At 69.4% G+C, this 17,755-nt stretch carries 18 protein-coding genes; 6 read left to right on the top strand and 12 right to left on the bottom strand.

The annotated features are described in order from the left end of the window. The first annotated feature begins 14 nt into the window (after window positions 1-14). Genes AB0B91_RS09385 through AB0B91_RS09375 form a run of 3 tightly spaced genes read left to right on the top strand, consistent with a single transcriptional unit; the run spans window position 15 to window position 1,531 of the window. Window positions 15-488 (top strand): GNAT family N-acetyltransferase, encoded by a 474-nt coding sequence (locus tag AB0B91_RS09385; RefSeq protein ID WP_358317798.1) that lies wholly within the window; start codon window positions 15-17, stop codon window positions 486-488. After that, complete coding sequence (locus AB0B91_RS09380; protein ID WP_358317797.1) at window positions 485-967, top strand: metallophosphoesterase family protein; 483 nt, start codon at window positions 485-487, stop codon at window positions 965-967. Before AB0B91_RS09385 ends, AB0B91_RS09380 begins: the two co-directional genes overlap by 4 nt. A 27-nt stretch (window positions 968-994) precedes the next feature. Next, entirely contained in the window at window positions 995-1,531 is a 537-nt protein-coding gene (locus tag AB0B91_RS09375) for an XdhC family protein (protein WP_358317796.1), read from the top strand. Window positions 1,532-1,555: 24 nt separating this feature from the next. Here AB0B91_RS09375 and AB0B91_RS09370 read toward each other — a convergent pair whose 3' ends face one another. Further along, a complete protein-coding gene (locus tag AB0B91_RS09370) occupies window positions 1,556-1,801 on the bottom strand; it encodes a DUF6289 family protein (protein WP_358317795.1) in 246 nt (81 codons plus the stop codon). 165 nt (window positions 1,802-1,966) lie between these two features. Here AB0B91_RS09370 and AB0B91_RS09365 point away from each other — a divergent pair, with 165 nt between their 5' ends. Then, window positions 1,967-2,416, top strand: coding sequence for a pyridoxamine 5'-phosphate oxidase family protein (locus AB0B91_RS09365; protein ID WP_358317794.1), 450 nt, complete (start codon window positions 1,967-1,969; stop codon window positions 2,414-2,416). Here AB0B91_RS09365 and AB0B91_RS09360 read toward each other — a convergent pair. The 9 genes from AB0B91_RS09360 to AB0B91_RS09320 form a co-directional block, all read right to left on the bottom strand. After that, on the bottom strand, window positions 2,364-4,046 hold the full coding sequence (locus tag AB0B91_RS09360) for a GAF domain-containing protein (protein WP_358317793.1): 1,683 nt from the start codon (window positions 4,044-4,046) through the stop codon (window positions 2,364-2,366). The genes AB0B91_RS09365 and AB0B91_RS09360 overlap by 53 nt on opposite strands. A 46-nt stretch (window positions 4,047-4,092) precedes the next feature. Beyond that, window positions 4,093-5,076 (bottom strand): nitroreductase family protein, encoded by a 984-nt coding sequence (locus AB0B91_RS09355; RefSeq protein ID WP_358317792.1) that lies wholly within the window; start codon window positions 5,074-5,076, stop codon window positions 4,093-4,095. 103 nt (window positions 5,077-5,179) lie between these two features. Next, window positions 5,180-5,977: a polyphosphate kinase 2 gene (gene ppk2 / locus AB0B91_RS09350; protein WP_358317791.1), complete on the bottom strand. Its 798-nt coding sequence runs from the start codon at window positions 5,975-5,977 to the stop codon at window positions 5,180-5,182. A gap of 23 nt (window positions 5,978-6,000) precedes the next feature. After that, on the bottom strand, window positions 6,001-7,308 hold the full coding sequence (locus AB0B91_RS09345; RefSeq protein WP_358317790.1) for an alpha-glucosidase/alpha-galactosidase: 1,308 nt from the start codon (window positions 7,306-7,308) through the stop codon (window positions 6,001-6,003). Next, complete coding sequence (locus tag AB0B91_RS09340; RefSeq protein ID WP_358317789.1) at window positions 7,305-8,252, bottom strand: carbohydrate kinase family protein; 948 nt, start codon at window positions 8,250-8,252, stop codon at window positions 7,305-7,307. Before AB0B91_RS09340 ends, AB0B91_RS09345 begins: the two co-directional genes overlap by 4 nt. Window positions 8,253-8,277: 25 nt before the next feature. Next, entirely contained in the window at window positions 8,278-9,156 is an 879-nt protein-coding gene (locus tag AB0B91_RS09335) for a carbohydrate ABC transporter permease (RefSeq protein ID WP_358317788.1), read from the bottom strand. Then, window positions 9,153-10,103 (bottom strand): sugar ABC transporter permease, encoded by a 951-nt coding sequence (locus AB0B91_RS09330; RefSeq protein WP_358317787.1) that lies wholly within the window; start codon window positions 10,101-10,103, stop codon window positions 9,153-9,155. The genes AB0B91_RS09335 and AB0B91_RS09330 overlap by 4 nt, the downstream gene beginning before the upstream one ends. A gap of 10 nt (window positions 10,104-10,113) precedes the next feature. Beyond that, window positions 10,114-11,436, bottom strand: coding sequence for an ABC transporter substrate-binding protein (locus tag AB0B91_RS09325; RefSeq protein WP_358317786.1), 1,323 nt, complete (start codon window positions 11,434-11,436; stop codon window positions 10,114-10,116). Between the two features lie 33 nt (window positions 11,437-11,469). Then, entirely contained in the window at window positions 11,470-12,252 is a 783-nt protein-coding gene (locus AB0B91_RS09320; protein WP_358317785.1) for an endo alpha-1,4 polygalactosaminidase, read from the bottom strand. A gap of 339 nt (window positions 12,253-12,591) precedes the next feature. On the opposite strand from AB0B91_RS09320, the gene AB0B91_RS09315 reads away from it, so the two are divergent. Together AB0B91_RS09315 and AB0B91_RS09310 are read left to right on the top strand one after the other, a co-directional pair. Continuing rightward, entirely contained in the window at window positions 12,592-13,140 is a 549-nt protein-coding gene (locus AB0B91_RS09315) for a TetR/AcrR family transcriptional regulator (protein ID WP_358317784.1), read from the top strand. Beyond that, a complete protein-coding gene (locus AB0B91_RS09310) occupies window positions 13,124-13,582 on the top strand; it encodes a DUF5360 family protein (protein WP_358317783.1) in 459 nt (152 codons plus the stop codon). Before AB0B91_RS09315 ends, AB0B91_RS09310 begins: the two co-directional genes overlap by 17 nt. Here the strand turns inward: AB0B91_RS09310 and AB0B91_RS09305 are convergent. Then, entirely contained in the window at window positions 13,502-14,389 is an 888-nt protein-coding gene (locus tag AB0B91_RS09305; RefSeq protein ID WP_358317782.1) for a hypothetical protein, read from the bottom strand. The two genes, AB0B91_RS09310 and AB0B91_RS09305, sit on opposite strands and share 81 nt — an antisense overlap. A 97-nt stretch (window positions 14,390-14,486) precedes the next feature. Next, window positions 14,487-17,726: a hypothetical protein gene (locus tag AB0B91_RS09300; protein ID WP_358317781.1), complete on the bottom strand. Its 3,240-nt coding sequence runs from the start codon at window positions 17,724-17,726 to the stop codon at window positions 14,487-14,489. Window positions 17,727-17,755: the final 29 nt, after the last annotated feature.

Below are 17,755 nucleotides of genomic sequence, written 5' to 3'. Positions count from 1 at the left end.
ATATCGTGGGCCACGTGGACATCATCGAGGCCCCTCGGCTCGTCCTGCTCCCCCTGCGGGTCGAGCACGCGGACGAGATGGCCGTCGCACTCTCCGATCCCGCCCTGCACACCTTCATCGGCGGTACGCCCATGACCGCGTACGAGCTGCGCGCTCGCTACGAGCGCCTGGTCGCCGGGCCGCCCGGCTGGCGCAACTGGGTGATCCGGCTGCGCGAGGACGACAGCCTGGTGGGGTACGTACAGGCCACGATCGACGAACGCAGCGCCGAGGTCGCCTGGGTGATCGGCACTCCCTGGCAGGGCCGCGGCCTGGCCGGCGAGGCCGCCAAGGCGCTGGTCGGATGGATCGCGGAGCAGGAGATCGACACGATCGTCGCGCACATCCACCCCGATCACGCCGCCTCGGCCGCCGTCGCCGCCTCCGCCGGGCTGCACCCCACCGACCAGTGGCAGTCCGGCGAGGTGCGGTGGGAGGCACGGGTGTGAGAGCGGCGGTGCTGTCCGACACCCATGCCCCGCGGCACTGGAAGTCGTGCCCGGACCGGGTGGCCGCCCACCTGCGGGGAGCCGACGTCATCCTGCACGCGGGCGATGTCTGCGTCGGTGCGGTGCTCACCGAGCTGGGGGCGTACGCACCGGTGCACGCGGTCAAGGGCAACAACGACGGACCGGACGTGGACGCGCCCGAGACGCTGGAGCTGGAGCTCGCGGGGCTCCGGGTGGCGATGATCCATGACAGCGGACCGGCCAAGGGGCGCTGGGACCGGCTGCGGCGGCGTTTCCCGGACGCCGACCTCGTGGTGTTCGGTCACTCGCACATCCCGCTTGACCATCACGAGGACGGGCTGCGGATCTTCAACCCGGGCTCCCCCACCGACCGCCGCCGCCAACCTCACGGAACGATCGGGCTGCTCGTGATCGAAGAGGGCCAGCTGGTGTCGTCGGAGATCGTCCCCGTCACCTGAGGCCCCATCGCGGGTAATACTGCCGGTATGGCCCATACGCATGACGCCCATTCGCATGACGCGGACGCGCTCTGTGACGTCGCCCATGGCGAGGCGGCAGCCGGTGACGGTGATCGCACGCTCGTCGCCGTGTTCGCCTCACCTGTCGCCGACCACCTGCTGCGCTACGGCGCCGACCTGGGATTCCGCGGGATCCTCTTCGAGCCCGACCCGCATCGGAGCCCGGCCCCGGTGGGGTTCGAGGTCGTCTCCGCGCCCCCGGCGGACCTGGACGGCACCGCCGACATCGTGCTCACCGACCACCACCGCCCGGAGCTCGCCGCGGTGCTGCACGAGCTGCTCGCGTACAAGTGCCGGTGGATAGGGGTGATGGGCAGCCCACGCCATCCGGCGCCGTATCTCCAGGCGCTGGCCGAGCTCGGCGCGCGGGAGGCGGACATCGCCCGGGTGCACCGGCCGATCGGGCTCAACATCGGCTCGCGCACGCCACCGGAGATCGCCATCGCCACTCTGGCCGGCCTGCTCGCCGACCGCAACGGACGGCCGGGCGGCTTCACCTTCTGAAGCCACCCCGCCGCGGTGACTCAATCAGCAGGGGGTCTCTTGGAAGTCGAGGTATATGGTTTTGACGCCCCAGCCGGGAAGGGTTTCCCCTTCACAGCCCACGCGCCTGACTCCCGCCACCGTGGTGCGGGTTTCGTCGGTGTAGTACGTGCTGACGCAGGTGTATCCGAGCGCGCAGGCCCGGGCGAAAGCGGGGGCACTTGTGACGGTCGTGATGGTGGCGAAGGAGCCGACGACGAGGAGTACGGCCAGCAGAGCGCGGCGAATCATGAAGACCCTTCCCGATCGAGGGAGCGATACTGCTCACGATGATCGATCACCGGCATCGGAAGCTCAAGACGCGTTGGGGATCTTGGCCGCATCCGGCCGTCCGCCGAAAATGATGGGACTTTCGGCCCTAATCATGAGCAGATCCGATAAGGAACCCTAAACAGCATGCAATTGGACTCGTCCGGCCTGGTGGTGCTCTCCCGTGCGGAGTGCCTCCATCTGCTGGCCTCGGCCGCGATCGGGCGGATCGTCTTCACCGACCGCGCGCTGCCCGCCGTGCAGCCGGTCAACTTCTGTCTCGATGGCGAGAGCATCGTCATCCGTACCGCGATCGGCTCGAAGCTGGCCGCCGCCACCCGGCAGGCCGTGGTGGCGTTCGAGGCCGACGAGTTCGATCCGGAGATGCGCACGGGGTGGTCGGTGACGACCGTGGGACACGCGCGGGCCGTACGCGATCCCGCCGAGCTGGCGCGCCTGGCGGCGCTGCCGCTCCAGCCCTGGGCGCCGGGGAGCAGGGACCACTACATCGTGGTGCGCGCGGAGCAGGTCTCGGGGCGCCGGATCACAGAGGCACCCGCCAGCACAGCCGGGCTCCGCCCGGATCCGGAGAGGTGATCTCCAGGGCCCCGCCCAGACAGGTGGCGCGGTCTTCGAGATTGCGCAGCCCGCTGCGCCGGCCGTCGGCGGGCAGGCCGATGCCGTTGTCCTGAACGATGAGCGTGAGCCGGCCTTCCGCGACCTCCACCGCCACGTCGGCCTTGGACGCCTTGGCGTGACGTACCACGTTGGACAGCGCTTCGCGCAGCACGGCGAGCAGGTGCTCGGCCACGGCGTCCGGAACCTGGTTGTCGAGCGGGCCCTCCATCCGCAGCCCCGGCATGAACCCCAGATGACCGCGGGCGGCCTCGACCAGGCCGACGATCTGCGCGCGCAGGCTCGGGTCGGTGCTCTCGCGCGGGCTCTGCAGCGCGAAGATGGTCGAGCGGATCTGGCGGATGGTCTCGTCGAGCTCGTCGATGGCGTGCTGGACGCGGCCGGCCGCCTCCGGGCGTTCCACCAGCTTGACCGTGCTCATCAGGGTCATCGCGGTGGCGAACAGCCGTTGGATGACCACGTCGTGCAGGTCCTTGGCGATCCGGTCGCGATCTTCCAGCAGGTTCAGGCGTTCGGCGTCCTTGCGGGCCTCGGCCAGTTCCAGCGCGATCGCGGCCTGGCCGGCGAACGACTGCAGCATCCGCAGGTCGGCCGCGATGAACGGCATCCGCCCCGAGCGCTTGGCCAGGGCCAGCACGCCGCGTATGGCCCGGCCCGCGCCCAGCGGCAGCAGCAGCTCAGGGCCGAAGCCGAGGCGGCGCAGCGGCGAGTCGGCGTCCAGCAGGTCGTCCTGGCTGAGCGGCTCTCCATGGGTGAACACCTGGCCGGCCGCGCTGGTGCCGAGGTCGAAGGTGATGCCGGCCACCTCGTCGGCCAGCTCGCCGTCCACGATCTCCGCCGTCAGGACGCCGTCGAGCGGCAGCAGCACCTTGACCAGGTCGGCTCCGGTCATCGCCCTGGCCCGCTGGGCCATCATGGTGAGCACCTCACCCGGGTCCGCGCCGGACAGCAGGCTGGTGGTGACCTCTGAGGAGGCCTGGAGCCAGGTCTCGCGCCGCCGGGTCTCCTCATACAGGCGGGCGTTCTCCACGGCGACGCCGGCCGCGGCGGCCAGCGCGATGACGATGGCCTCGTCCTCCTCGTCGAACTCCGCCCCGCCGCGCTTCTCGGTCAGGTAGAGGTTGCCGAAGACCACATCACGCACCCGGATCGGGACACCCAGGAAACTGCCCATCGGCGGATGCCCCGGCGGGAACCCGTAGGACTCGGGATGGTCGGCGATCCGCACCAGCCGCAGCGGCCGGGCGTCCTTGATCAGCAGCCCGAGCAGGCCCAGCCCGTGTGGCCAATGCTCGATGCGGGCGATCTCTTCCTCGCTCAGCCCGACCGGGATGAACTGGATGAGCGTATTCTCCTGCCCGACCACGCCCAGCGCGCCGTAGCTCGCGTCCACCAACTTGGTCGCGGTCTCCACGATCCGGCGCAGCACCGTCTCCAGATCCAGGTCGCTGCCGACGGACACGACGGCCTCCAGCAGCGCGTGCACCCGGTCGCGGGTGGCCAGCACGGCGTTCAGCCGGACCTGCAGCTCCGCCAGCAGCTCGTCCAGGCGACTACCCGGCATCAGCGGGTGCGACCCCATGTCCGTCATAAGGGCAGTTTCCCACCCCAGCAGCGGGACACACATCCCCGGTCGATCAGTCGGCCACTTCGTACAGGGGCCGGCGGACCGCGGCGGTCTGGTCGAAGGTGATCCCGAGTCGCATGATCATCTGGGGCTGCTCGCCGGAGCAGAGCGACTCGCGCAGGAACTCCCGCAGGTGGGGCATCTCCAGCGCCTGGGTGTGGAAGGCGGCGCTGACGCCGTGGGCGGAGGCGTGCAGCAGGACACGCTGCAGCGCCTGGCCGGTGGCGATCCACTCCTCCCGGGTGTCACCGGGCGTGGTGAGCAGGGCCACGACGCCGGCCGTGCTCGACGCGCCCTGGTCGTCCTGGCTGCCCCAGTCGTGCCGCCAGGAGTAGTCGCGCTGCGGGAAGTCCGGGTCGGTCCGTACCGCCTCACGCGGGTAGCCCTCGGCGGGCACGCCGTCGGTGCGCCTGCTGCCCGGCGGGCGGGCCCAGCGGATCACCTCCAGGCTGAACAGCCGGTCCTGGGCCTGTACGCCCTGTGCCGCCTGGGTGAGCGCGGCGACGACCCGCACGGCGTCCGGGGACCTGACCGGCGTGAGCCTGGCCTGCTCCATCGACGCCTCTTTGACCAGCCGCTCGACCACCTGCTCGGGAACGGGCAGGTTGGTGAAGCCCGCGCGGTGCGTACGGCGCCGCTCGATCTCGCCCCTGAGCAGCCGGGTGTGCTCGTCGGCCTCGATGGTCGCGCCGAGTCGCACCGTGGCCAGCAGCGACGGGCGGTCGGGATCGGGCAGGACCCGGACCACCGGGTCGTACCCCTCGCAGGACAGCGCCGTACGCATGGTGAACAGCGCCGCGCCACAGCTGATCAGCAGTTGCCTGCCTTCTATGTCGCTGACGCGCAGTTTCCGGTCGACGTCGGCCCGCAGGCTGATCTCCTCGCCGGAGACGGCGAAGGACCACGGCTGGGTGTTGTGCACGGACGGTGCCCAGCGGGCGGCCTCCAGGGCCGACTCGATGGCCTGCGCCCGCGTCGCCGTACGAGTGCTCATGACTCCACCTCCAAAGGTGCTCAACCCAGCCCATCACCGACCGGAGGCGGCTGTCAGGGCCGAAGGTCCCACCTGTCTAGAGGCGGTCGTCCCGCCTGCGGGATCAGTGCCCCGCGAGCTTCGCCGCCGCGTCGGGCACGTGCGTCTCCAACCTGGGCGGCCGGCGGTATCCGGTCCCGGGTGGCCGGGCCGGGATCTTCAGCCGAGTCCGCCGGACCTCCTGGTAGGGGATGCTCGACAGCAGGTGGGAGATCATGTTGATCCTGGCCCGCCGCTTGTCCTCGCTCTCCACGTCATACCAGGGCGCCTCGGGGATGTGGGTGTGAATCAGCATCTGGTCCTTGGCCCGGGAGTACTCCTCCCACCGCGTGATCGACTCCAGGTCCATCTCCGACAGCTTCCACTGCCGCATCGGGTCCCCGAGCCGGGCGTGGAAACGCCGCTCCTGCTCGTCGTCGCTCACCGAGAACCAGTATTTGCGCAGCAGGATCCCGTCCTCCACCAGCAGCCGCTCGAAGATCGGGCACTGGTGGAGGAACCGCGTGTACTCCTCCTGCGTGCAGAAGCCCATCACCCGCTCGACCCCGGCCCGGTTGTACCAGCTCCGATCGAAGAACACGATCTGTCCGGCGGCGGGCAGGTGCTGGATGTAGCGCTGGAAGTACCACTGGCTGCGTTCCCGCTCGGTGGGCGCTGGCAGCGCGACGATCCTGGCCACGCGCGGGTTGAGGTATTCCGAGACCCGTTTGATCGTGCTGCCCTTGCCGGCGGCGTCGCGGCCCTCGAAGATCACCACCACCCGCCGGCCCTCGGTCCGCACCCACTCCTGCAGCTTCACCAGCTCTCCCTGCAGGCGGAAGAGCTCCTTCTCGTACAGCTTGCGGCTCAGCTTCTTGGCCATGCGGCCCATCCTTCCCGGCGCCTTTACCCCAGGTTCGCACGGAGGCCGGGCTGCAGGCGGTCGGCGTGGGCCGCGACCATGTCGTCGCACAGCCGCCAGATCCGCTCGACGGGCAGGGCCCCGGCGGTCGCCGGGTCCATCATGGCGGCGTGCCGGATGTGGCGGGGATCGTCCTCCAGCGCGGCCCGTACGACCAGGTCGTTCATGCTGAGATAGGCGCGGTTGAGCGCGGCCAGTTGCGGGGGCAGCTCGCCGACGCGGGTGGGTTGGACGCCCATCGCGTCGACCAGGCAGGGCACCTCGACCACGCCGCGCGAGGGGAGGTTCTCGATCAGGCCATGGTTGGGAACGTTCCCATAGATGGTGCGGGGCGTGCCCGTGGTGATGCTGTGGATGATCTGCGGGGCGTACTCCATGGTCCCCTCGACCGGCAGCGGGGCTCCGGTGGCCAGGGCGTCGCGGGTCTTCTCGTACGTGGCCACGTTCTCCTCGACGATGTCCAGATAGGCGCCGATGGGCAGGCGCAGCCGCTCGATCTCGCTGTCGTGGCCCAGGTACCAGGGCACGTACTCGGAGGAGTGCTCGCTGGTCTCGGTCGGGTAGTAGCCCAGCCGCCGGTACATGTCGACGCGGACGCGGCGGCGCAGCTGCTCGTCACCCGCGATCAGCGCGTCGAGGCGGGGGTACAGGTCGGCGCCGTCGTGCTCGAACCGCAGCACCCACGCCTGGTGGTTGACGCCCGCGGCCCGGTAGGTCACCTCCTCGAACGGCACACCCACCAGGTCCGAAAGGTCACGCATCGTCCAGTAGACCGAGTGGCACAGCCCCACCACGCGGGTCAGCCCGGTGGCCTCGGTGAGGTACTGGACGTTCATCGCCATCGGGTTGGTGTAGTTGAGCAGCCACGCGTCGGGACAGACGGCGGCGATGTCCTCGCCCAGTGCCTTCAGCAGCGGGAACGTGCGCAGGGCGCGGAAGATGCCGCCGACGCCGAGGGTGTCGCCGATCGTCTGGCGCAGGCCGTACCGGGCGGGGATCTCGAAGTCGGTGCGTGTCGCCTCGCCCATGCCGACCTGGACGATGTTGATGACGAAGTCCGCGCCGGTCAGGGCCTCCCGCCGGTCGGCGTGCGCGGTGATCCGCGGGCGGGCGCCGCGTTCGGCGGCGATGTGCCGGGCGGCGGCCTCCGCGGTGCTCAGGCGTTCGGCGTCGATGTCGTGCAGGGCGATGTGGGCGTCCTTCAGCTCGGGGAACGCGAAGAGGTCCGCGAGGAGGCCCTGGGTGAAGACGACGCTTCCCGCGCCGATGAATGCGATCTTCGGAGTGCTCATGTCGGCTGGTTTTCCTTGCTGGTGACGTGTGCGACGGCCTCATCCCAAGTGGGCTGGGCCGTGGTGCCGCCGGGGGCGCGGGTGGACAGGGCGCCGCAGACGGCGGCGAACTCCAGGGCGCGGTCGGGGAGCAGGCCGTTCAGGGTCGCGGCGATGAAGCCGGCGTCGAAGCTGTCGCCCGCGCCCACGGCGTCCACGGCGTCCACGGCGATGCCGCCGGTGGTGACGAGCGTGTCCCCGTCGTGGCAGAGGGCGCCGTCCGCCCCGTTCTTGACGGCCACGAGCGGGCCGCGCGCGGCGAGCGCGGCGGCGACCGCTTCCAGGGAGCCCGCGGCGTGACCCGCGAGGTGGCGAGCCTCGTGCGCGTTGGGCAACAGGATGTCGAGCTCCGCGAGTACGGCGGTCAGCCCAGCCGGATCCCACAGTCCGGCGGGGTCGTCGTTGGTGTCGAGCGAGGTCGTGGCGCCGTGGGCCCGCGCGGTGCGCAGCAGGCCGGGCAGCGCCTTGGCGAGTCCCGGCATCAGGAAGTAGGAGGCGAAGTGCACGTGCCTGGTGGCGGCGAGCAGTGACTCGGGGACGTCGTCGCCACCGGTGGCGGCGAGGGTGCCGGGAGCGGTCAGGATCGCCCGGTCGCCGTCGCGGGTCAGCACGACGGTAAGCGGGGTGGACAGCTCCGGGTCCACGCGCAGCGCCTCGGTGTCGACCCCGCGCGAGTTCAGGGCCGCGCGGACGTAGCGGCCGGCGTCGTCGTCGCCGACGCGCCCGGCGAACGCGACGCGCAGGCCCAGGCGCGCGGCTCCGCAGGCCATGATCGCCGCGGAGCCGCCGAGGGTGAGCGCACCGCCGCCGACGAGCTGTTCGCGCTGCTCGAAGGCGAGCGGAGCGTCCAGCGGGCCGAGGATGACATCCGGGTTGGCGTCCCCGGCAACGAGCAGGTCGAACATCGGTTTCCTGTAGATCGAGGGGGTTTCAGCCCTTGAGGCCGCTGGAGGTGATGGACCGGATGAACGACTTCTGCGCGCCGATGAAGGCGAGCAGCACCGGCAGCACCGTGATGAGGTTCCCGGCCATGACCGCCGCCCACTGGGTGTGGTGCCGGCCCTGGAAGTTGGCCAGCCCCAGCTGCAGGGTGTACTGGGTGTCGTGGTTGATGGCGATCAGTGGCCAGGTCAGATCGTTCCAGGTGGTGAGGAACGTCAGGATCGCCACAGTGCTCAGCGCGGGCCGCGACAGCGGCAGCACGATGCGGAACAGCACCCGCAGTCTCGTGCACCCGTCCATCCAGGCGGCCTCCTCCAGCTCCCTGGGCAGCGAGAGGAAGAATTGCCGCAGCAGGAACACGGCGAACGGCGTGACCAGTGACGGCACGATCAACGCGCCCAGCGAGTCGATGAGCCCGAGGCTCTTCATGACCAGGAACGTCGGGATCATCGTCAGCTGGAACGGGATCGCCATCGTGGCCAGCATCAGCACCAGCAGGGTGCGGGAGCCGAAGAAGCGCATGCGGGCGAACGCGTAGCCGCCGAGCGAGCCGAACACCAGGTTGGACACGACCGCGACACCGGAGACGATCAGCGAGTTGAGGAACCAGCGCGGGAACAGGGCGTTGTTGAGCACGTACCGGAATCCGCCCAGGTTGATCCCCGAGGGCCACAGCGCGGGCGGGAACCGGTTGATCTCCGCGTTGCTCATCACAGAGCTGAGCACCAGCCAGATCAGGGGGATCGCGAAGATCAGCGCGAGCGGCGCCAGCAGCAGGTGCCAGGCGCTGAACGGCAGCCGCACGCGGCTCTTCCGGCTCACGCCCGCGTGCGCGGCCCGACGCTGGGTGGTGGCGGTCGCCGTCATCGGGTGGCTCCTTCGAGGGTCTTGCGCTCGCGGCCCCGGACCACGCGCAACCCGGCGGCGATCACGAACAGGGCCACGGCGAGGACATAGGCGGCAGCGGCTCCGTAACCGGCCGTGAAGTTCTTGAACGCCTGCTCCCAGATGAAGTAGACGATCACCGTGGTGGCGCCGAGCGGTCCGCCCTTGGTCGTCACGTACACCAGGTCGAAGACCTGCAGGGCGTTGATGGTCTGCCACAGCACCAGGAACACGCTGACCGGCGTGAGCGTGGGCAGGGTGACGTGGCGCAGCAGGTGCCATCGCCCGGCGCCGTCCAGCCGCGCCGCCTCGATCAGCGGCTGCGGCACGTCCTGGAGGGCCGCGAGATACACCACCACGCAGAACCCGAGTCCGCTCCACAGACTGATGGCCACCAGCACGAGCAGGGCCTGAGCCGGGTCGGTGAAGAATTTCTGGGGCGAGATGCCGAACCAGTGCAGCACCGCGTTGGCCGCCCCGAACTGCGGGTCGAGGATGAAGGAGAACAGCGTCCCCTGGGCGGTGGCCGAGATGACGAACGGCACGACGAACAGCGTGCGGTACAGGCCGACCAGCCTGATCCGCCGGTTCAGCACCAGCGCGAGCCCCAGTCCCAGCACGATGCTGAGCGGGACGTACAGCGCCGTGTAGACCAGCGTGTTGCGGACGGCCTCACCGAAGTGCGGGTCCTTGGTCAGCGCGTAGTAGTTGTCCAGTCCCACCCAGCGGCTGGGCGTGATCAGGTTGTCGGCCTGGAAGGACAGCAGGAACGACCAGACCGTGGGCACGATGCTGAGCCCGAGGATGATCAGGACGGCCGGGGAGATGAACGACCAGGCGGTCGCGGACTCCCGGCGCCGGGCCTGGCGCCGGGCCCGCTGCCGCAGCTCGTGACCGGAAATGGTGATGGGTGTGGGCACAGGCGACATGCGACGCTCCTCAGCGCGGTATGAGCAGGGCGGCGTTGGCCGCGTCGGCACACTCGCGCAGCGCTTCGGCGGGGGTGCTCTTGCCGAGCAGGACGGCGACGACGGCCTGCCCGAGCGCCTGGGATATCTGCGGATAGGCGGGATGCGTGGGGCGGACCCGGGCCGTCTCCAGCGACTTGACGAACACCGGCAGGCCCGGGGTGTCCGCCTCCTGCTTCTTCCAGGCGGGCAGCGCCTGGGTGGGGCGGCTCAGCGGCATGCTGCCCGCCTCCACGTCCCAGCGCACGTCCTGGGCGGGCTGCATGAGCCAGGTCAGGAAGGTGCGGGCGGCCCGCACGCGCGTCTCGCCGTTGTCGAACATGGTCCAGGTGTCAGGACCCGAGATCGTCATCGGCCGCCCGCTGAAGCTGGGCAGCGGCACCACCTCATAGTCGATCTTGGCGCTCAGGATGTCGGGCAGCTGCCACGGGCCCGTGACGACCATCCCCATCCGGCCGCCCAGGAACACCTGGTACATCTGCTCACTGCCGGGCTTGGGATCGATGTAGACACTCGCGTCCTTCGCGAGTGCCTCCACCACCTGCAACGCCTGCGTGCCCGTGTCGGCGAACCCGATGCCGCGCCCGTCCTTGGCGACCACGTCGCCGCCCAGGTCCCAGATCAGCGGCCACATCCGCCAGACCGTGTCCTCGTCCGCCGCGCCCGGCCAGCCCGTGCCGAACCGGCCACTGCCGGCGTCGGTCAGCTTCTTGGCCGTCTCGATGAACTCCGGCCATTTCCAGCCCGCCTGGGGCAGGGGAACCCCCGCGTCGCGGAACACCTTCTTGTTGCAGACCACGGCGAGCGAGTCGAGCACCGCCGGAGCCGCGCGGACCTGGCCGTCGATCGTGACGGCGGCCCGCGCCGGCGCCCAGAAGTCGTTCCACGGTGTGGGACCGGACTCGACCATGCTGGTCAGATCCGCCACCTGCGGGCTGAGCGCGACGTTGGCCAGGTCCGATCCGAAGATATAGGCGATGTCCGGGTAGGAGCCTGACGCGAGCGACGCGGTGATCTTCTGCAGCATCGCGTCGGCCAGCACTCCTCCGCCCATGTCCACCCGGATGTCGGGATGCGCCCGCTCGAAGTCGGCCACCAGGCGCGCCAGGGCGTCCTTGGCGGTGTCGGTCTGACCGTGCCAGAGCTCGATCGTGACCCGCCCGTCGGCGCCGACGCCATCGCCGGCGCCTTTCGCGCATCCGGCCAGCGTCGTTCCCGCCACCGCCGTGAGCGCCAGGGCGTACCCGCCGCGCAGGACGTCTCGGCGGGAGGGCAGTGGGGCAACGCGCTCCATCTTTACCTCCAGAAACCGTGGTCAGAAGACCAGTCAGCAGGTCTTGCGGACATATCCGCTGCTGCCCTTGGGTGAGACGTCCACGTCACGCCGGACGATGCTCAGCTTGGTACCCCATCCGGAGCACGCCCGCGACAGACCGGTGGCGTTGTACTCGATGACGATCACGTTGTTGCCGAACGCCGCGGTGTAGTCGCCGCACTCCTTGTACTGGCCGCACTCCTCCGCGACCGCGAAGTCGAGCCCGTTCGCCGTGCGCGAGCCGGCCAGCTCCGAGGTGTTCTTCTGCGCGATGGCCAGGCCCTGGCTGTGGGCGTGGCTGCTGAGCAGCCGGATGTACGCCTGGGCGTTCGAGGCCGTCAGCAGGTTCTTCGACCGGGTGTAGCTGTCGTAGTTGTCGGGCTCGATGGCCTGGTAGCCCTTGGTCTTGCAGCCGGTGATCCAGGAGTTCACCTTCGCGGCGACCCGCGTGCGCTTGGCGTCCGTACGCAGGTCCAGCAGCGCCTCGCCCCAGTCCTCGTCGATGACGACCTTGCCGTTGGCGTCACGCAGCAGCAGGTCTGCGTCCCAGTCCTTCTCCTCGCCGGGCTGGACCTGGAAGGCGTTGACGTAGCAGATGTTGTACAGCCCCGCCGCGGGAGCCGCGGACCTGTCCCTGCTGACCACGGTGACCCCGGTCGGGGGCGTGTAGGCGCCGCCGATCTGGTAGTCGAACCCGGCATGGGTCGGGGGCGGGGCGAACGCGGCCGCCGAGGCGGTCGACGGGGTGGCGGCAAGCGCGGCCACCGCGGCCGTCAGCGCCGCCGCAGCACTCAAACATCTACGTGTGGGGCTCATCGTCGCACTCCAGACGATAGGGGGTACGTCCCCGCCTCGGACGCTGACAGCGATCCTGGCGACTTAGTCCGGGCTCATGGTGGTGACCATCTACCGGCTAGGCGTACCTCTGGCGCCGGATGCTGGATACCGGCGTTCATCGGAGTAAATCGAGCACGAACGCTTCTGTCAAGAGCTCGGAGCTGCTCGAATGGCGGGATTTAAGCGCAAGATTGCACAACATGAGCCTCGCCATCGGTGCGGTCAGCCTATCGGCGATCACGAACCACGATCGGGCTAATGTGGAAAGTATACCGGCTGGCCGGTATATATACGTATATGCCCAGACCAAGCTCGAAAGACCGGCTGCTGGACGCCGCCGCCGACGTGCTGCTGTCCGACGGTGCGGAGTCGCTCACGCTGGAGGCCGTCGCCAAGCGGGCAGGCGTCTCCAAAGGCGGCCTCTTCTATCACTTCCCCACCAAGCAAGCGCTGGCCGCCGCCATGATCGAGCGCTTGACGAAAGCCTTCGACGACGCGCTCGCTGAAGCGGGCGACAGGCCGGGCGACTTCCTGCGCGCCTACGTGCGGGCGACCATTCCCGAACGGCACACCACTACCGCCCCGGCCGACCGGGTGACTGCCGCGCTGCTGGCCGGGGTCCTGGTCGACCCGGCCGGACTGGCGCCGCTGCGTGAGCGGTTCGCCGCCTGGCAGGCACGGCTCGCCGACGACGGCATCGACCCTGCCGCGGCGACGGCCGTACGGCTCGCGGTCGACGGATGGTGGGCGGTCAGGCTGCTCGGACTGAGCGAACCGGGGCCGGGGCTGCACGAGCGGACCCGCGACCATCTCATGGAGGCGATCGATCGTGCCGCGCACCACTAAGGCGTTGATGCTGGTCACGGACCTGGGCTTCGTCGTCTACTTCACCGTGACCGGCCTAGGCCTGATCCCGCCGGAGTGGGCGTTCGCCGACTACGCCGACCCCTTGATGGCCGACTGGAACTGGTCCTTCCTCTGGATCGATCTCCTGGCCAGCGCCACCGGCCTGACCAGCCTGTTCCTCCTGAGCCGGGGCTCGCCCAGCGGCTCGCCGCTGATGCTGGTCTCGCTGGTGCTGACGATGGCGTCCGGGCTGATGGCGATCGCGTTCTGGACCCTGCGCGGGGACTTCTCACTCCTCTGGTGGATACCGAACCTCTACCTCATGCTCTTCCCCGTCCCGGGGATCATCCGCCTGACGGCGTCAGATCCGTGCGTTGCGGCGCAGGATGCCGAGAGCGGCCACGGTCGTGTGGCCGCGCCAGTCCAGGACGCCCGCGGGTGAGATCTGGGCGTAGTCGACGGTCCATCCGCCGTCGTCCTGCTGCGCCCCGGCCAGGCGGTCGAGGTCGGCCTCGATCAGCTCCGGGGCGAACAGGGCCCGCACCGGGCGGTCCGGGAACGGCGCGAAGTCCAGCGGGCGGAGCATCTCGTGCTCGGTGCCGCCTTCGACGTGAACCTGGCCGCTGGCCGGGATGTACGTGCCCAGTCCGGCGAGGAGCCCGGCGGCCTCCGGGTGGGTGTCGTGCACCGCGTCCAGGAACCGCAGCGCGAAGGCCAGCACGTACGCGTGCGGCCGCTGGTCGAGGGCGGCGATCGTGTCCAGGCAGTAACGGGTGGCCCGTTCCAGCCAGGGGTGCGCGGCCACGCCGGGCAGGTGGGCGGCGACGCGGTGCGCGGTGGCCGCGGTGACGGAGGTGATCTGCAACGAGGACACCGTGCTGTCGGCGCCGGCCCACCAGGGCGCGTTGCCGGCGTCGGAGGCGCGGGGCAGCGCGAACGGCAGGCCGCCATCGGGCAGCGAGGCCGACGCCAGCCAGTCGCACAACTCGGCCGCCCGTGTGGTGGCGGCCGGGGCGGTGTCCTCGAACACCTCGAAGGCGTGCAGCGCGGCACCGGGCTGGCTCTCGGGCGAGCGCAGGTCGGGCTCCAGGCCCCAGCCGTAGCCGCCGTCGGGGTTGCGGTAGCCGTCCAGCGCGGCCAGCGCGCCGGCCGGATCGCCCTCGCCCATCAGGACCTCGAAGCGGCGACGGTCCAGGACCCGTGCGTGCGTGGCCATGAAGGCGGTGGCAGCGGAAAGATCAACGTTCATGTTTTCATGATGACCCTGCCGCTGGGCTGCGGTCTTGCAAGAAACGGCCGCGTTGACCCGTGAAGGGGGCGTGCCCCTGAAGGCACGCCCCCGGCCGTCACGGCCCGTATGCCTTGACCTCAAGGAGGCCGACGGAGCTGGTGCCGTTACCGGTCAGCAGCACCCGCAGGCGGGTGGTACTCGTCGCGGTGAAATTGACGGTGTTGTACTGGTTCTTCGCCAGCCCGTACGAACCGGCGCCGGGCATGTCGACGTAGGCGGTGCCGTTCCAGTACTGGAGCTTCCACGACGCGGGCATGTCGATGCCCTCGTCGTCGTCGAAGAAGTAGACCTCGGCCTTGTTCAGGGTCTTGGCCGAGGACCAGGTCAGGTCCACCCACTGCTGCCCGGTCTCCGGCCAGCAGCCCCAGCGCGGGTTCACGGTGTCGTTGGAGGAGGGCGGGTCGATGCCGTCGTTGACGGCGGCGACGCTCTCCCAAGAGGAGGTGTTCGACGCCGACGGGGTCGCCGAGGCGGCCAGGTTGCCGCTCGGCGGCTGCTGGGTGCCGCCGCGGTTGAAGACCTTGATCTCGGTGAGCCCGGTCTTGGCCCCCGAGGCGTTGGTGGCCAGCACCCGTACCCGCTGGGCGCTGATCGCCGGGAACTGCACCACGTTGTAGTTGGCCCGCGGCGCCGACGGGCTCTTGGCCTGGCTCGGCACGCTGACCCAGGCGCTGCCGTTGTAGTACTGGATGTCGTACGAGGCGGGAGCCCGGTAGGTGGCGCTGGCCGGGCGGCTGTCCTTGAAGTAGAGCCGCACTTCGTTGAGGGTGCGGGCGGCCCCGAAGTTCACCTCGTACCAGTCCTGGGAGGCGCCGGTGCCGCCCCAGAACGGTTCGTTGATCGGGAAGCCGTCGACCGCGCCCGCGGCCGTGCTGCCCGAGGCGGTGGAGGAGGTCGAGACGCTCGACCCCTGAGCCAGGTTGGTCAGGTCGGCGGTCAGGTCGACCCCGGCCTTGGCCAGCAGGTCCACCATCCGGGCGCTGGACTGCGTCACCTGCGCGGGAGCCTGCAGCCCCGGCGAGGACACGTGGTAGGTGACCGTGCCGCTCGTGGTGACGTCGCCGGTGGCCGGGTCCCAGGTGAACGGCACCAGCGCGCCGACCGTGGCGACCCTGCTGCCGTTGATGAAGATGGAGTAGCCCTCGGGCACGCCCGGGTAGCGGACCACGCCGTCCGACGGGTCGTCCCAGACGATGGTCAGGTCGGCGTTGCGGTAGCGCAGGTTGTTGACGGTGAAGTTGGGCCAGCCGATGTTGATCGGCGAGAGCTCCACCTTCGCGTCGTTGCGCGGGCGCAGCCCCGCCACGTCCTCGATCACGGTCCAGTTGCTGCTGCCCAGGATGTTGTGGTGGATCCAGGAGCGGTAGGTGATAGAGGAGCCGTTCCAGTCGGCCCAGAACTCGTTGGCGTCGGGCCACTGGGTGTTGCCGTTGATGTACTGCGCCCAGGCGTTCCAGTACAGGAGCTTCTTGTACCAGGTCGCGTCGATCCACGAGTTGGAGTAGTTCCGCAGCACAGAGGAGAGCAGGCGGAACTGCACGGTGGAGTTGATCGTGGAGAAGTTGTTGCTACCCGTGCCCGAAGCCGCCTTGTCGGCCTGGTTGGCGGTGTAGAAGGGGAAGATCGGATACTGCGCCGGATCGTCGAACAGGCGCAGGGCCTGCTTGTAGGTCGCGGTGTTGGGGATGGCGCCGACGGCGAACGGATAGTAGTTGTTGATCTCCTTCCACGGCACCCACTCGTTGGTGGACTTCAGCCGGTGCTCGAACAGCTGCCGGTTGGGGTTCCACAGCACGTTGACGATGGCGTTCTGGATCTGCGTCGCGAGCGTGCGCATCTCGGTGGCCTTGGCGGTGTTGCCGATCGCCTCGTACGCCTGCGCCGCGGCCAGCGCGCCGCTGTACTGGTAGGCCGACTCCGCGCGGTCCATGTTGCCGCTCTTCCAGTGGAAGGAGACGGCGTCGGCGTCGTTGCCGGTCAGGGCGCCCCAGTCGTACTCGATGAGCTTGTTGTTGTCATGGTCGTAGTAGGAGAGCTGGCCCTTGACGTCCCCCTCGGCGTAGCGCGCCAGGTTGGCGGCGATCGCCGGCTGGCCGCCATGGATCTGGTAGCTCTTCCACGCCGCCTCGGCGATGTACTGGGTGTAGCTGTTGGACCAGTTCTCGGGATCGCCCGGGTTGTCGAGGAAGCGGCCGTTCTTCGAGATCTGACCGACGCTCAGCCAGTCGCCGTAGGAGTAGATCGGGTTGCGCAGGTATTTCAGGTCGTCGATGTGCATGGGCTGGGTCAGCGCGATGGCGTTGTTGTAGCCCAGCACGCCTTCGGTCGAGGTGGGGAACTGGAACGTCTGCCCCGGGATGTCGGCGTCGAGGTTGTTGAAGCGCATCAGCCACCAGCGGTAGTAGATGTTCTTCTTGATGGCCGGCTCGGGCACGTCGATGTAGGGCACGTTCTGCGCCCACCACAGGTTGTAGGCCCGTACGTGGGTGGCGAAGGCGGTGGCGTTGGTGTAGCCCGCGTACGCGTCGTACTCGGTCCGCGACTCGGGAATCTCGTTGGTGACGAAGCCCATGACCACCTTGGCGGTCACGGTCGCGCCCGCCGCGATCGTCACGGACCTGTTCAGGCCGCCGCTGGAGACGGTGAAACCGTCACCGGTCAGCCGGGGGTAGATCGTGGTGAGGTTGTTGTAGGCGTTGACCTGCCCGGTCAGCTCGCTGCCGGACCCGGACGTGGCGTACGGCGAGGTCGCCCGCAGTTGCAGCGTGGTCGAGCTGGAGCCGCCGTTCGTGATCGACAGGTTCGTCACGGCGACGTTGTTGTTCGTGATGAACTTCGTCTGGTTCACCGTGATGGAGCCGCTGGTGTGCACGCTCTTCCAGTAGCTGGGCGCCTGCCAGCGGGAGTTCACCTGCTCGGTGAAGGTGCCCGGCGTGATGGCCACGGTGTAGGCGTTGTTGTTGCTGATGCTCTCCCAGTACGCCACCTGGCCGGCGAAGCCGAGCGTGCCCGGTGTGTGGGTCTTCATGAACAGGGCGCGTCCCCGTGACATGAGCCAGGTTCCGGCCGGGTCGTTGCCGGGGCGGGCGAGCAGCCGGTCCATCCAGAAGTCCGTGCCCGAGCTCTCCGCGTCGTAGATGGCCTGCATCATGTTGCCGGTCGTGTACGTACCGGGCGCGGCCGGGATCGACGGGCCGGCGAAAGTGGGGTATCCGATGGTCTGGGCGGCCTGCGCGGGAGCGCCTAAGGCGAGTGACCCGGCGATGAGCAGCAGGGCCGTGATGATTCTTCTCATGCCTGATTGATCCGATCCGATCGAGCGCG

The sequence above is a fragment of the Nonomuraea sp. NPDC049141 genome (genome assembly GCF_040648415.1).
Classification (GTDB): Bacteria; Actinomycetota; Actinomycetes; order Streptosporangiales; family Streptosporangiaceae; genus Nonomuraea.
This window is presented reverse-complemented; position numbering and strand designations above follow the sequence as displayed.